Source organism: Brevundimonas sp. AJA228-03, from assembly GCF_017795885.1.
Taxonomy (GTDB): domain Bacteria; phylum Pseudomonadota; class Alphaproteobacteria; order Caulobacterales; family Caulobacteraceae; genus Brevundimonas.
The window spans coordinates 1,301,668-1,315,946 of record NZ_CP059297.1 but is presented as its reverse complement, the minus strand read 5'-3'; the positions used below and the strand labels follow the sequence as shown (position 1 = coordinate 1,315,946).

The following is a 14,279-nucleotide window of genomic DNA, read 5'->3' as shown; positions in this document are numbered from 1 at the left end:
TCATGACCGACACAAACAAGCCGACCGGACGGCCTCGTCGCCCGCGACCGGCCGCCCCCTCCACGCCCGATCCCGTCGAGATCGCCATGGAGATCGCCGCCAGCGGCCAGACGCCCGGCGATGCTGCGTTGGAGGTGCTTCGCATCAATGCCGCCCTGATGCGCGAGCAGATCGATGTCGCCCGTGAAGAGGCCAACCTGTCCCGCGAACAGATCGGCCTCGCCCGCAACGAGCGGTTCCGGAACCGGATCAAGGCGGTGCGGGACATCGCCATTGCCGTCGTCGTTCTTCTGCTCGCAGCGGGCGTGTTGGGGTTCGTCTGGAACGCCCGACAGGCCAGCGGCCTGGTCATCCAGCCGCTGACGACACCGCCCGATCTGGCCCAGCGGGGGCTGGATAGCCGGGCCGTCTCCTCGCAACTGCTGGACCGGCTCAACCGGCTTCAGGCGGAGACGGATTCGGCCCGCGCCGCCAATACCTATGCCAGCAACTGGCAGGGGGACGTCAGCGTGGAAATCCCCTCCACGGGCGTCTCCATCGGCGAACTGGATCGCTGGCTGCGGGGTGCCCTGGGTCGCGAGACGGTCATTTCCGGCGAGGTGACGCGGGCGGGTGAAGGCCTGTCCATGACGGTGCGAACCCCGTCCGGCGGCGGTCGCACCATCGTCAGCCCGACCGGTGATCTGGACGCCCTGGTGCAGGGCGCCGCCGAGGCCATCTATGAGATGACCCAGCCCTATCGGTACGGCTGGTACCTCCAGAACGGGGGACGGCGAGACGAGGGACTGGCTGTCATGAGGAAGCTGGCCACTGGAGGGGGGGCGCTGGATCGCGCCTATGCCATTATGGCCTTGGGTATCGACGCAGCCAGGCAGGGTGATTTCGATCAAGCCATCGGCCTTGGCAGACGCGCGCTCGAAATCTATCCCGAGTTTGCACCGGCCGATAACAACCTGGCGACCTGGTATCACGCCGCTGGCGATCTGGAACGCGCGCTGGCAGCCCGGACCCGAGCCGTCCGCATCCTGAGCGGGCCCGGCCGCCGAGACCTGCAGCCCGGCCCCGCCGAGATTATCGAGATCGTCAACCGGGCCTTGATCGCCGATTATCAGGGAGACGCGGTGGGTGCGGCGGATCTGGCTGGCACGCTGGCAGGCAAACCGGACTACGCGGGAAGTGTTCGGGCCGCCCCATTGTTTCAAGCCAGACTTCTGGTCGCCGCGCATGACCTCGCCCAGGCCCGAAGGGTCCTGACGGACGTCGGGGTCGCGTCGGCGATCCAGAGTTACCGGATCACCGGGGGGTACTACGGTCTGTCGATCCCAAGCGCCGACCTTCTGATAGCGCGCGAGCTGTGGCCGCAGGCCCTGGCGGAGCTGCAGGCCTGGGAGGCCGTCGTGAGCCAGCCCGAATACATCGCGCAGATACCGATGGTGATCTGGCCCCGGATAGCTGAGGTCATGGCGCGGATGGGTCGGCTGGACGAAGCCGCTGCCCTGATCGGGCGGACGCCGACCAGCTGCTATCGCTGCCTCACGACGCGGGCGCGGATCGCGGAGCTGGCGGGGGATCGGGCGGCGGCGGACCGCTGGTCGGCCGAGGCGCGGCGGCAGGGGCCGTCCCTGCCCTTCGCCTTCGCCGAACGCGGCCAGATGCTGATGGCGCGCGGCGACATCGCCGGGGCCATCGACTTCTACGAACAGGCCGTCGAGCGCGGTCCTCGCTGGGCGGACCCTCAAAAGCACTGGGGCGACGCCCTGATGGCGCAGGGCGACGAAGGCGGCGCGATCCGCAAATACCGCGCCGCCGCCGACCGCGCCCCCCGCTGGGGTGCCCTGCACCTAGCCTGGGGCCGGGCACTGGAGGCGCAAGGTCGCCGCGATCAGGCCCGTGAGAGATACACCGAAGCCGCCCGCATGGACCTGTCCGCCGCCGACCGGGCCGAGGTGGTGCGGCGACTGGGGGCGAACAGGGTGTCGGTCAGACCCTAGAACGGAATGTCGTCGTTCAGGTCGTAGCTTTCGCGCGGGCCGCTGGGCTTGTTCGCCCCGCCGGTCGAGAAGCCGGACGAATAGTCGTCGTCGCCGCCGCGACCCCCGCCGCCACCCTGCGAGGCCCCGCCCCCGTCGCGGCCGCCCAGCAGGGTCAGCTGGCCGTTGAACCGGCCGACGATGACCTCGGTCGTGTATTTCTCGACACCGTCCTTGTCGGTCCATTTCCGGGTCTGCAGCTGGCCCTCGATATAGACGGTGGTGCCCTTTTTCACATAGTTTTCAACGACCTTGACGATGTTGTCGTTGAAGATCGAGACCCGGTGCCATTCGGTCTTTTCCTTCTTCTCGCCCGAGGACTTGTCGCGCCAGGTCTCCGACGTGGCGATCGACATATTGGCGATCCGGTCGCCGTTCGGCATCGACCGGATTTCAGGGTCGCGCCCCAGATTGCCGACCAGGATGACCTTGTTGACGCTTCCCGCCATGAGCTTGGTTCTCTTTCTGAAATCTCGACCACGCGGGTCTGCCCGTCGCGATCGTTAACACGTGTTCCGGTTTCGTTCTAGCCCGCCGGGGGCGTGGGCGGCGCTGCTTCCTCGATGATGCTGAGACCGTTGGTCTCGCGCTCGATCGCCTGGGGCACTGCCAGGCGACCGTCGCCCGTGCGGGCCAGGGCGAAGAAACGGATTCCGTCCAGCGACTTGCCATAGGACACGCCGCGTCCATCGACGAAGATGAAACGGCCCTGATAGGACCCGATCACCTCACGCTTGTTGCCGCCCATGCCCAGGAACCGGGCCCGCATCTCCTCAAGGCGCGCGGCGCAGTATTCGATCGCCGGCTGATCGCGGGCCACGACGTTGAACTGGGGATCCTGGCCCTCGGGCGTGCCCAGGGCATAGCAGACGCCCTTGTCATACGGCGCCTTCAGCTTCTCGGCACAGCCGGTCGCAGCGAAGGCGGAAAGAAGCAGGACGCGAACCATCGCGCGCATCATTTCAGGTCCGGGAACTGGCAGTTCCGGTCCTGGTCGGCCAGGATGCGGAATCGGGTGTTGTCGTTGGACTGTTCGACCCGACGCGGCACCAGACGCAGCGTCAGACTGCCGTGCTGGCCATACTGGGCGTCTCCGGGCGAAACGCAGGTGCCGGCGTAAAGCGCCTGGACGCACTGGCCCAGACTCATGTCGGTCGAGATCTGGCGCCATTCCGAACCCGTGTAGCGCAGGCAGGGCGCGCCCGACGCGCGCTGGACCTGGGGCTCGCGCTCGGCCTGGCCGCCGGGTTTCTCGGGCAGGGTCGCCTCGGGCGTGTCGAGCCCGTCGTTCAGGTCCGCGACCTCGGACGTCGGCAGGTCCGGCGGCGGCGCGAACGACGCCGTCGGGGCCGCCGCCAGATTTCCGCTGGCGTCCAGGCCGACATCCAGGCCGTCGGTGGCCAGTCCATTGCGCCGGGCACAGTCGGCCAGGGTCGCCATGCCGACGAACTGACCGTCGACGAAACAGCGCAGCTCGCGCGTCGGCTCCAGCGACGGGGCATCGGCCAGATCGACCTGGAGGCCGGCGGGCCTGTCCACCGGCGGAGCCTGGGTCTGATCCTTCCTGCCGCCGAAGATCAGGGCCAGCACGATCGCGGCCAGGATCGCCACGCCGGCACCGATGGCCAGGATCACCCGATTGTCGTTGGGAAGCTGCATGGTCCGGGGCACTCGGGGGCGGCGAAAGCGTCAGGGCTCAATAACCCCGCGCGCCCCCCATGCGTCAACCGGGAAGGCCGCCTGTCCTCAGGAACCTGTGAGACGCGAAAGCGCGGCCTGATAGTTTGAAATCTGGTTGGTCAGATAGGTGGGGACCGGGCCACTGGCCGACGCGTTCGTGGCCTGCGTGGCCAGGCCGCGATAGGCGTCGCGAACCGCCTTCATCGCGCCCTGCAGCTTTTCCCCGGCCGCCTTGATGGTATCGGCGTTCGACAGGGTCAGGTTGGAGGGCAGGCCGAGGCCATAGGTCCGGGTCTTGGTGTCCCCCACCGCCAGCCCGATGTAGCCGGGCGAAAGCCCCAGACCCAGCAGGGCGTCGCGCCCCGTCTCCCCCGAGGTCAGCACTGCACCGGTCTTGCCGTCCTTGGCCGTGATGGACAGCCGTTGCAGACCGCCGGTCGTGGTGGTCGTCGTACCGTCCTTGCCGGTGGCGGTGCCCCCCTCGGAGGCGATGGTGACCTTCAGCTTGCCGGCGGAGGCCACGCTGATCTTGCGGGCCAGGGTCGCCAGGGTGTCCTTGGCGTCGATGGTGACGGCCGCGGCACGGCCGCCGTCCGCCGGGCTGATGTAGAACCGGTCCCCGACGCGCGCGGAGGTCGCGGCCGTCAGCAGCTTGGAATCCGACTGATCGATCTCGCCCTGCGGCAGCCCGAGCCGGTCCAGCACGCTCGCCCCGTTCCTGGCCACGGCCAGGGTCATCGGCTTGGCCTGATCGGCGTCGCCGGACCATGTCCGCGTGTATTCCACCGCACCGGTCAGGGGATCGAGCCGGGTCAGATAGGCGTTGGTCGGGTCCGTGTCCTTGGCGTCCGCCGCGCGGTTGGCGATCCCGGTGATCCAGACCTTGCCATCCACGACCTTCACATCGGCGGCCGAATCCTCGCCGGCCTGGCCATACCAGGTCAGCCGATCGGTGCCGGCGGCGACGAGGTTGGTGGACAGGGCCGCGACGAAGACATCCTTGCCACCGGAGTTTGCCCGGGTCGTGGTGCCGGCGGAAAGGCCGCTGTCGCGGCTGGTGCCGGTCAGGATGACCTTGCCGTTCGAGACCGACAGCCCGGCGATCTCGCCCGCGATCACGCCCAGGTCTCGCGTCGAGGCCAGACTGGGCACACCCGATGCGTCCAGGGAGAAGCGCCGCACGACGGCCCGGCCGTTCTCGACCCCGGCGGTATAGAGACTGGATCCGTCGACGGTCACGGCGTCGACTCCGTCGTCGGAACTTGTCCCGAACTGGGCCTGTCCGATGACCTTGGGGACGATGCCGGCCGTGGGATAGGGCTCACCGGCCTTGAAGGCCTGGACATAACCGTCCCATCCCCCGATTGCGGTCGAGCCGGTTAGCGCCGACTTGGCCCGGCCGCCGATATAGACCAGGCCATTGGCTCCGAAGGTGACGCTGGTGGCCTCGTCGGCGGCGCGCGCGCCCCGACGCTGGGTCCACTGTTCCTGTCCGTCCTTGTCGAACACGGTGACGAAGCTGTCGGCGACGGTCGCCGCCTCTCCTGTCTTGCCCGCATCGGTGGTCGAGGTGTTGAGCGAGCCTGTGACCGAACCGGCCACGGCGACAGTTCCGTCGGCGTCGACCGCCAGGGCGAACCCGCTGGCGCTCGACGCCGCGCCCAGGGTCCGCGTCGCGATCAGCCGCCCGGCGGTGTCGTATTTCAGCAGCGCCACGTCCTGGCTGCCCTTGATCGGCTGGTTGGCGGGGCCGGATTCGACGTCGGCCACCAGCCATAGGGATCCGTCCGGTCCCACAGCGCTGGCGCGGACGGTCTTGACGTCGTCCGGCAGCTTTTCCTGCGACAGCCGACCGGCGACCCAGCGGGTCTCGCCGATGTTGCCGCCCGTGGGGGCCGTGGCGGTCCCGCCGTCGCTCTGGAACTTGAGCAGCTGATTGACCGTGCTGGCGGGCACGGTCGTCTTGGTGGTCTTGACGCCATTGACCGTTGTCGTGGTGGTCTGGGCGGCCGCGCCTGCCGACTGCACGACATAGACGGCATCGGAGGTGTCGGGCGCGGAGAAGCCGACGGTCTCGGTCGAGGTCCCCCGGATCGCCAGGGCCCATTTGTCCGGCCCGGCCGGCAGGGTCACGGGCTTGCCGTTGACGGTGACGGTCTTGGGTTCCGCCTTGATCTGGTCGCGGCCGATGCGGGTCTGGAACCCGGCGGCCTGCAGCTTTCCGTTGATGAGCCCGGTCACGGCATCCAGCGTGCGCGGCGCGGAACCCAGTTCGGACAGGTCGATGGCGATGCTGGTCGTCGCGGTCGACAGACCGGCGGGCACCTTGATCGTGATGCTGAACCGCGTGTCTCCGGCAAAGGCGGCCACGGGCGTGTCCACCGAGCCTTCGTGGATCGGGCCGGTGATGGAGTTGGCGCTGTCCTTCGGCACCGCGGCCGTCGTCTTGGACAGGCTGGTGGAGGTGCCCTGCACCAGACGCAACGCCTCGAAATCCGCCTTGGGCAGATAGGCACCGATCTCTTGCAGCCCGGCCGCGAAACGCTTCTGGACCTGTGCGAGTTCGGTCGGTGACAGCCCCTTGGTCGTGGCCCGGTTGGCCAGGGCGTTGAGGGTATCGAGGCCCTGATAGAGGGCGAACAGCTTCTTGTAGTCGGCGGACGCGCCCTTCACATCCAGTCGGGCGGCGTCTTCATCGACGAACGCGCGACCGCCCAGCGCCTGACGGACCAGGGCATCGGCCTTGGGTGCCGTCGCCTGCGCGGCCGTGCTCCACGGTGCCGTGGGCTGGGGCTTCCTGGCGGCCGATTTCGTCAGGGCGGCCGACTGCGCGGGGTCGTAGCTTCCCCCATACAGTCCAGCCAGATAACCGTTGTTGACCGCCACGTTAAACTCCTGGCGTCACTTTCGCACAACGGGCTCAACGGGCCATTAACGTCCGGGTCAGGAACGAAGATTTGCGAATCGTGTTTTGGTCCTGCCAGACAGGAGCAAGACGATGATCTTTCCGAAGTCGCTTATTCAGTCCCTGCTTGCGCTGTACGGCTTCGGCGAACGGGCCAATATGCCTCGGCGTCGCCCGGCCCGTGTCGTCATCGGCCAGGGGAGCCGACGATTCGGCTGAGATCTACTGGAACAGCGACAGGATGATCTGCGGCGCCTGGTTGGCGATCGACAGGGCCTGCACACCGAGCTGTTGCTGAACCTGCAGGGCCTGCAGGCGCGCGCTTTCCTTGGCCAGATCGGCGTCCACCAGATTGCCGATTCCGCTCTCCACCGTATCGCTGAGCTTGGTCACGAAGGTGCTGTGCGCCGTGATCTGCTTGGCCTGGGACCCGAGGTCGCCCATCGCCGAGTTCAGCGTGTTGATGGAGTTGTCCAGCTTGGTGAGGGCCGTGGTCGCGCCCGTGAGCGTCAGCAGGCTGTCGGCCAGCCCCAGCGAGATGATCGACCCCGACAGCGTCAGGTTCTTGCCTGACAGCGTGACGAAGGACGTCGCGTCGGCATTGGCCAGGAATTTGATTCCGTTGGTCAGCACGCCATTCAGGATGTTGCCGCCATCGAAGGAAGCGTTTTCGACGGCCGAGCTGATCGCGCGCAGCAGGGCCTTGAAGTCCGAGTTCAGCAAGGACCGAGACTGGGTGCTGAGCGAAACGTCCTTGGCCGCGACGACCTTTTCCTTCATCTGGTTCAGAAGGTCCGAGATCGACTCGCCGGCCGAGAGGGCGACATCGGCGATCGAGGTGGCGCGATCCAGGCTCTGCTTCACGGCCGCAAGCGCCCCGATATCGGCGCGCTGGCTCTGGGCAATGGCCCAGATGGCGGAGTTGTCCTTGGCACCCTGGACTCTCAACCCCGTGGACACGCGGTTCTGCACGCTGGTCAGGTTGTCGTTGGTGCGAGACAGGTTCTGCAGCGCGGTGGCGGCTGCGGCATTGGTGTGAACGCTGTTGCTCATAGGTCTTCTTGCCCCGGGATGTTGGCCGCAAGGCTAATGCGAGAACTGTGAGCGTATGGTTAACGGCGTTTCGCAACGGATATCGCCCGCGTCGGGCGGGCCCGCGCGGTTGGATTGTCTTTTTCTGACGCCCGAAAATCAGGCGCTGGTGTCGATCAGCCCACCGGCCGTATAGCCGCCGCTTTCGGACATCTTCATCACCTGTTCCCGAGGGAACTGGCGCACGACCTTTCCGGTCTCGCTGTCCATGGTCTTGTAGACAAAGCTCCCCTTGGTGGAGCCTTCCTCGATGATCAGGCGGTACCGCGCAGTCCTTATGGCATCATCCGCGGCGCGTTCCTGTTGGAAGTCTCCGCCTGGCGTCGTTGACGACGGGGCGGCGACGACGGTGGGGACGACGGTCAGCTTCGCATTCGTTTCCATGGCTCCTCACGCCGGTAAGGCCGGCGGCTCCTGAAAGAGCGGTCGGACGGGGCACAATGCCCCGCCCTTCCGCCGGTTTGTTATCTGAACAGGCCGAGCAGGGTCCCGGACGATTGGTTAGCGATCGACAGAGCCTGCACACCCAGCTGTTGCTTGGTTTGCAGCGACTGCAGTCGTGCGCTTTCCTTCGCCAGATCCGCATCGACCAGGTTGCCAACGCCGTTCTCCAGGGCGTCAGACAGCTTGGTGATGAACGTCGAGTGGGTGTCGTACGCTTTGGCGCCCGTGCCCAGGCGCGCCAGGGCAGAGGAGACATTGTTGATCGAGGTGTTAACCGCGGTCAGTTGCGCGGTGGCCAGGGTCCGGGTGCCGATACTGGAGGTCGCGGTCACGGTCACATTGCCACCGTTCAGCGACAGGATTTCACCCTTGACGCGCAGGGCGGTGCCCGTCGAGTTGGACAGGGCGCTGAAGCCGGTCGTGGCGTTCAGCATGTTCAGGCCGTTGAACGACGCGTTGGTGACCACGGTGGTGATCTGATCGCGGAGTGCCTTGTAATCCTCGTTCAGGGCGGCACGCGAAGCCGTGTTCAGCGAACTGTCGGTCGCAGCCAGGGCCTTGTCCTTCATCTGGACCAGGAGGTCAGAGATCGACTCGCCGGCAGCGAGGCCGACGTCGACGGCCGAAGACCCCCGCGCCAGACTTTCCCTTACGGTATTCAGGGCGGTGACTTCAGAGCGCTGCTGCTGGGCGATAGCCCAGATGGCGCCGTTGTCTTTGGCGTTGTTGACCTTCTTGCCAGTGTTGATCCGGTTCTGGGAGATATCCAGGTCGCGGTTCGTGGCGTTCAGATTCTGGAGGGCGGTGTAGGCGCCCGAGTTCGTGTTCACGCTGTTTATCGGCATGACGAAAAGCCTTTTTTCAAGGTGTCCGACCGTCGTTTTGACCGTCGGGAGCATTTTGCTCAGGCTTTCAGAAGCAATCGTCGGGCCAGGAATGTGAAAATCGCATCAAGGCCAAGTGTCTGAAAAACCTGCGTTAGGTTGCCTTAACCATGGTCGTGACCCGGCAATATGTGCCGCAATTGACCTCCAGCGGCAGGAAATGCCGGGTGCCAGGCAGGATTTGCCGGGTGACCGCTGCACGCCGATGCAGGACAGGGTGCCTCAGGGCGACCCCTCTCGCCCGAAGGCCCGAACCCGGAACGATGACCTCGGCCTGGCGCGCGACCTGTCGATGGCCTCGCGCTCGGCCAGCAATGTCTCGACTGCCATTCGCCGGGCCAGATCGCATTCGACGATCTGGCGGCCCCGCGTCATATAGCCGACGTCGAGATCGGCCACGCCGGGATCATCGGGCAGCCGGTAAAGGTCACACGGTCGGCTCGCCAGCTGCGGCAGGGTCAGGCGCGGCGGCGCAACCGACGAGGTCGGGCGCGATCCGGCACAGCTCGTGATCATGGTCGCGCAGGCGAGCAGCGCGATCGTTCGAAAGGGGATGGTCGGCATCATCGGCGGTTCTCGCATCCTGAATGGCTAGGGTCGTGGCGCGATCCAGCGACCGCGCGGTCCGAAGGGAGGCATCGAGGCGAGCGACCTGACCGGCCTGACCCTCTGCCTCTGCGGAGCGCGCATCGGCGTCGACCCGGGCCCGCGCGGCGGCGGCCTCGGACGCTTCGGCGCGTCGACGAGACAGGTCGAGCGGATCCCAGCGAAAGCCGAGCCCGCCCAGGACCAGGCCGAGCGCCGCGACGGTGGCCACGATCCCGGCGATCAGCCCGAGCGGGGTCAGCGTTCTCAGCGCCGAGGTCAGAAGCTTCGCGGTCATGGAAACACCTTCCGATCCAACTCGAAATGCGGACCGTCGCGCAGGCGCGGCCAGTCGCCGCCCCAAACGATGGCTACGCCCCTGGCCATGGCGGTCGCCTTGATATGCGCCGCGAGGCGCGGATACAGCGGCCAGTCCCAGCGGATCTGGCCCTCGACCACCGCCGCCAGATCGACCGCGTGGCCGGTGATGTGGCGCGAGTTCAGCGTCCGGCTGGCCCCGGCCTTGAGCAGGGCCGCCTGCCGCGCCGGGCTGCGCAGTCCCTCGGTCACCATGAAGTCGATCGGGCTGGTCCGGATCGCCGCCTCGACGATACCGACCAGGGCCGGATGAACCCCCTTCAGCCGCGCATGCGACCGGCTCGACAGTCGAAAGCTCATCGTGCGCCACCCTGCGTCAGACGGATGCGCAGATTGGCCATCAGCACCACCAGCTGCTGAGCCGTCGGAGCGACCAGATAGAGGACCAGCATCAGGGCCAGGAGGGTCATCAGCCCGCTGGCCACGGCGGGCAGGGCCCGGGGTTCGGTCCGGGCGACCGCGTCCGCCAGCAGCCGCCACAGCGCGCAACTGGCCAGAAAGACATACAGCCGGCGCCACAACCACTGGCCCTCGGCCAGGGGCGGTCGTTCGGGTTCACTCATCGTGTTCGTCCTTTTCAAAATGGGGTTGGGTCCAGCGCCAGTCCGGACCGGCGGCCAGCGCGCCCTCAAGACGGGTCATGCGGCGCGGCAGATCCCACGCCTCGGCGTCGAGCACGTCCGGCTCATCCGGTTCATCCGGCTCGGGGGTTTGGGGGCGGCCCATATCCTCACCCCTCGGCCAGGATCAGCACGACCCCGGCCGCACCCGATCCGCCCATGCCGCCGGCCGTGGCCCCCGCGCCGCCGCCCCCACCGCCGCTGCCGAACGTCCCGCCGTTTCCGCCTGCGAATCCCGCTGCCGAGGCCGAGGCCGCGCCGCCCCCGCCCCCTCCACCGCCAAGGGCGAGGGCCGGCGTGGCCGCCGCGCTGCCCGAGGCACCCGCACCGCTCGCGGCGGCCCCACCGGGCGACGGCTTCAGAAGCGCCGCACCGTCTCCGCCCGCGCCCGATGCCCGGACCGTCCCGGCGGCATTGAGGGCACCACCACCGCCGCCGCCGCCCGGGGCTCCGGGCCCGGACAGGCCCTGGCCCGCCTGCGCCGCGCCGGTGGTCGAGGATGCGCCCCCGGCGTTCGACGCGATCAGTCCGGGACCCCGCTGTCCCCCGCCCCCGCCGGCTGCGCCCGGGACGCCCGCTCCGCCACCGCGCGCGGTCAGGATGACCAGGCTCGAAGCCGAGACGGTCGTCGCCTGACCGTCCGCACCGCCTGCTCCACCCGCGCCGATGGTCACCGCCAGACTGCCGGGCAAATCCGCCGTGCTGCACCGAAGGACGCTGAGACCACTGCCCCCGCCACCCCCGCCGCCGAACCGGTCGCCCGAGGTCGCGAACGCTCCGGTCCCTCCACCGCCTCCGCCGCCGACAGCCGTGATCGTCAGCATTCGCGCCCAGGCCGGCGGCGTGTAGCTGAATGAACGGGTGAGGAGGCTGGCCTCGACCCGCATCGCGCCCGCCGGAAAGGCGACCCGCCCGTTATCGGGATCGACACGGAACGCCTCGCGCCAGGTCGATCCGTCGGCACTGACCTTCAGGCTGAGGTCTTCGTCGCCGACCAGGCCCAGTTCGGCGCGTCCGGAGTAGCCGCGCTGGAACAGGATCGACATCACGTCCGGGGCCGCGTCCTTGTTCAGGACCAGTCGCAGCGCGCCTGTGCCGCCCTCCGCCACCGGTCGCGCGGTGAACAGGGCGCTGTTGATCCGCGCGGCCAGAGGATTGGCGGCGTCGGCCGTCGTATTCAGCCCCAGGCGCGTCAGGCGCTGGATCGCGCCGCCGGACAGCGTGGGAGCCGACCAGCCCGCGCCGCCGCGGACCACCAGCTGGCCCTCATCCAGGACGACCGCGATCATCCCGACCGGGACCGGCACGCGGGTCCACCCCCCGAACTCGGCCCGGACCAGATCACCCGCACGCCACGTCGACCAGACCGCACCGGCTGGCGCGCTCGGGAGGATATAGAGGTCGCCATCCTCCGCATCGGCGGGCTGGACCGCGACCGTGCGGCTGATCACGGCGGTCTGGATCAGCCCGTCGAGCCGGGTCAGGGCCTCGTTGACGGTGACGTGTTTCTGAAGCTGGCCCGCCGCGACATAGGGCAGGTTCAGGCGGGCACTCTGGCTGGAAGGCATCGAAATCTCCGTTGAAGGACGGAGTTCAGTGTCGTTCAGCCCCGATACCGGGCGCGTTCAGGCCTGCATTAAACCGACCGCCGATTGAAAATGCGCGGCTTTTCAGAGCGAACGCGGACAATTGGCCCGGACGTCGCGGACATCGAACCGGATCGCGGCGGTCAGGCTCGAGGCGACACCGAAACGGGCCGGTCACGGTCAGCGACACATACGCCAGCGGCGTGGATGCCGTCAGAGCGGCTGCAACTCGCCCGTCGCCACGACCGGGCCGTCGGGCGCATCGGCCCCAGGGGTATGGCCCGGTGCCTCCAGCGAAATCGCCACGGCCCTGGCCTGCCCGGCCTCGTCGGCCAGAAGCGCCGTCAGGGTCCGGCGGCTGGTGGCCGAGCCGTCGATGGCCCCGACCAGCTGGACGCCACCCTCGGGTTTGACCAGCCACAGATGCGGTACGCCCGTCCCCCGGCTGAGCGCGGTCGTGGGGGCGATGAACAGCTTTCCGGTCGCCGTGTCATAGGCCAGCGCCACCGCCGGCGCGCCGCCGTCGGTCAGGGACAAGGTCGCCACCCGGGTCACGCCGCCTTCCGGCGCGGACGGGGCGATCGGCGCGGGCTCGGGTCGCGCCAGCAGGATGGCGACGCCGGCGACACTCGCCGCCAGCAGGGCGGTCGAGGCCACGGCCCAGGTCCGCCAGAAGGCGACGCGGCCATTGTCATTGGCGACCGGCTGGATGGCCGCCTCCACGCGCGGCCAGACTCCCGACGATGGCGTCACGGGCGTGATCTCGTCGGCGAAGGTGGCCAGGTGCTGGTTCCAGGCCTCGACCTCGGCGGCGAAGGCGGGGTCGGACCGCTCGCGCGCCCGTGCGGCCTGTTCCTCTTCGGCGGACAGAACGCGCAGGACGAGCTCGCCGGCCAGGGCGCGGTCTTGGTCGGCGGGATCGATGGGTGTGTCGGTCATGTCTCGAGGCAGCTCCTCAGCCTCAGCAGCCCCCGGCGAATCCAGCTCTTCATCGTCCCCGGCGGCACGTTCTCCCTGCTGGCCAGGGCATCATAGGTGACGCCTTCCATAAAGGCGGTGCGGATCGCTGTGCGGACCTTGTCTTCCAATGTCTCCAGGCAGGTGTTCAGCCGTCCGACCTCGTCGGTCGTCTCGATCACGTCCGAAGCCAGCGGTGCCGCATCGGCCAGGTCGTGCGCATCCTCGACCGGTATCGACCGCCGCATCGGGGCGCCCGAGCGCAGCCGGTCTATCGAGCGGTTGCGGGCGATGGTCACCAGCCAGGTGATCGGACTGGCGCGCGTCGCGTCGAAGGTCGAGGCCTTCTTCCACACGGCAAGGTAGGTGTCCTGCAAGACGTCCTCGGCCAACTGGCGGTCCGCCAGGATACGCAGGCAGACACCCAGCAGCTTCGCAGAGGTCGCCTCATAGACGATTTTGAAGGCGCGCCGATCCCCTTCGCCCGCCCGGCCGAGGGCAAGGGCCAGTTCATCGCGCGTGAGCATCGCATTCATGGAACCGTCCGAAAGCCACAGCCGACGCGAATAGGGCCGTTGGAGACCGGGGCGTCAAGCGCGGCGTCCCGCCTAATCATGCAGATAGACAATTCGCCGCTTCTTCGGATCGGCTCGCATCGTCGCGACATGGCGGTCGTGTTCACCCGACGCCCTGGCCTCGCGCTCATTCGCCTCGACCCAGTGGGTGGTCTCGATATCCTTCTGCAGCGCCCTGGCCGCCAGCAGGTGTGCCGGAAACAGCGTATCCACGACCGCGCCCGCGAACGGCACCACCGCCGTCGCGGTGTCGCTGAGCAGATAGGCCGCCATCCGGGCCATGGTCGCGGCCGATGCGCGGGCACGTACGGCCTGGATCATCAGCCAGCCGCCTGCCCCGACGGTATAGGCGTCCCCCACGAAAGGAACCCAGGTCAGAAGGCCGTCCATCCCGATGCCGAAGGGACCGAGGCCGACGACACGGTCGGACAGCTTCTTGACGCCCTCGACATTGGACCAGATCTTCTCGATATCCCCGACCGACCGTTTCGCCATTCCGCCCTCCCGAAGCGAGTGGTCAACGCAGAACAACGACCCGCGTTC

Annotated in this window: 17 protein-coding genes; 1 reads left to right on the top strand and 16 read right to left on the bottom strand. The window is 68.0% G+C overall.

Translation table 11 applies throughout. The features are described 5' to 3' along the window. The first annotated feature begins 2 nt into the window (after positions 1-2). Positions 3-1,991: a tetratricopeptide repeat protein gene (locus tag HZ989_RS06465; RefSeq protein ID WP_209322791.1), complete on the top strand. Its 1,989-nt coding sequence runs from the start codon at positions 3-5 to the stop codon at positions 1,989-1,991. Here HZ989_RS06465 and ssb read toward each other — a convergent pair. From ssb to HZ989_RS06385, 16 genes are all read right to left on the bottom strand, one after another. Further along, positions 1,988-2,479, bottom strand: a complete 492-nt coding sequence (gene ssb / locus HZ989_RS06460; protein ID WP_209322790.1) for a single-stranded DNA-binding protein — start codon at positions 2,477-2,479, stop codon at positions 1,988-1,990. The two genes, HZ989_RS06465 and ssb, sit on opposite strands and share 4 nt — an antisense overlap. A gap of 77 nt (positions 2,480-2,556) precedes the next feature. Further along, positions 2,557-2,979 carry a hypothetical protein gene (locus tag HZ989_RS06455; protein ID WP_245162483.1) on the bottom strand — a complete coding sequence of 141 codons (423 nt, stop codon included), beginning with the start codon at positions 2,977-2,979 and terminating at the stop codon, positions 2,557-2,559. Positions 2,980-2,987: 8 nt separating this feature from the next. After that, positions 2,988-3,689: a hypothetical protein gene (locus tag HZ989_RS06450; protein ID WP_209322788.1), complete on the bottom strand. Its 702-nt coding sequence runs from the start codon at positions 3,687-3,689 to the stop codon at positions 2,988-2,990. Positions 3,690-3,776: 87 nt separating this feature from the next. Next, positions 3,777-6,596, bottom strand: a complete 2,820-nt coding sequence (locus HZ989_RS06445) for a transcriptional regulator (protein ID WP_209322787.1) — start codon at positions 6,594-6,596, stop codon at positions 3,777-3,779. A 241-nt stretch (positions 6,597-6,837) separates the two neighbouring features. After that, positions 6,838-7,668 (bottom strand): flagellin, encoded by an 831-nt coding sequence (locus HZ989_RS06440; protein ID WP_209322786.1) that lies wholly within the window; start codon positions 7,666-7,668, stop codon positions 6,838-6,840. Positions 7,669-7,806: 138 nt separating this feature from the next. Continuing rightward, positions 7,807-8,091, bottom strand: a complete 285-nt coding sequence (locus HZ989_RS06435; RefSeq protein WP_209322785.1) for a flagellar protein FlaG — start codon at positions 8,089-8,091, stop codon at positions 7,807-7,809. Positions 8,092-8,171: 80 nt separating this feature from the next. Further along, entirely contained in the window at positions 8,172-8,996 is an 825-nt protein-coding gene (locus HZ989_RS06430; RefSeq protein ID WP_209322784.1) for a flagellin, read from the bottom strand. A 261-nt stretch (positions 8,997-9,257) separates the two neighbouring features. Beyond that, complete coding sequence (locus HZ989_RS06425) at positions 9,258-9,434, bottom strand: hypothetical protein (protein ID WP_245162482.1); 177 nt, start codon at positions 9,432-9,434, stop codon at positions 9,258-9,260. A 28-nt stretch (positions 9,435-9,462) separates the two neighbouring features. Further along, positions 9,463-9,918, bottom strand: a complete 456-nt coding sequence (locus HZ989_RS06420) for a hypothetical protein (protein WP_209322783.1) — start codon at positions 9,916-9,918, stop codon at positions 9,463-9,465. Further along, entirely contained in the window at positions 9,915-10,298 is a 384-nt protein-coding gene (locus HZ989_RS06415; RefSeq protein WP_209322782.1) for a M15 family metallopeptidase, read from the bottom strand. The genes HZ989_RS06420 and HZ989_RS06415 overlap by 4 nt, the downstream gene beginning before the upstream one ends. Further along, positions 10,295-10,561 carry a hypothetical protein gene (locus HZ989_RS06410; protein WP_209322781.1) on the bottom strand — a complete coding sequence of 89 codons (267 nt, stop codon included), beginning with the start codon at positions 10,559-10,561 and terminating at the stop codon, positions 10,295-10,297. The genes HZ989_RS06415 and HZ989_RS06410 overlap by 4 nt, the downstream gene beginning before the upstream one ends. Further along, positions 10,554-10,724, bottom strand: a complete 171-nt coding sequence (locus HZ989_RS06405) for a hypothetical protein (protein ID WP_209322780.1) — start codon at positions 10,722-10,724, stop codon at positions 10,554-10,556. The genes HZ989_RS06410 and HZ989_RS06405 overlap by 8 nt, the downstream gene beginning before the upstream one ends. 4 nt (positions 10,725-10,728) lie before the next feature. After that, complete coding sequence (locus tag HZ989_RS15270; RefSeq protein WP_209322779.1) at positions 10,729-12,186, bottom strand: DUF2793 domain-containing protein; 1,458 nt, start codon at positions 12,184-12,186, stop codon at positions 10,729-10,731. Positions 12,187-12,417: 231 nt separating this feature from the next. Further along, positions 12,418-13,143, bottom strand: a complete 726-nt coding sequence (locus tag HZ989_RS06395) for an anti-sigma factor domain-containing protein (RefSeq protein WP_209322778.1) — start codon at positions 13,141-13,143, stop codon at positions 12,418-12,420. Next, the gene (locus HZ989_RS06390) at positions 13,140-13,697 is read right to left on the bottom strand and encodes a sigma-70 family RNA polymerase sigma factor (protein ID WP_209322777.1); all 558 of its coding nucleotides are present in this window, start codon (positions 13,695-13,697) and stop codon (positions 13,140-13,142) included. Before HZ989_RS06390 ends, HZ989_RS06395 begins: the two co-directional genes overlap by 4 nt. A gap of 72 nt (positions 13,698-13,769) precedes the next feature. Next, positions 13,770-14,231 carry a DUF4112 domain-containing protein gene (locus tag HZ989_RS06385; RefSeq protein ID WP_209322776.1) on the bottom strand — a complete coding sequence of 154 codons (462 nt, stop codon included), beginning with the start codon at positions 14,229-14,231 and terminating at the stop codon, positions 13,770-13,772. Positions 14,232-14,279: the final 48 nt, after the last annotated feature.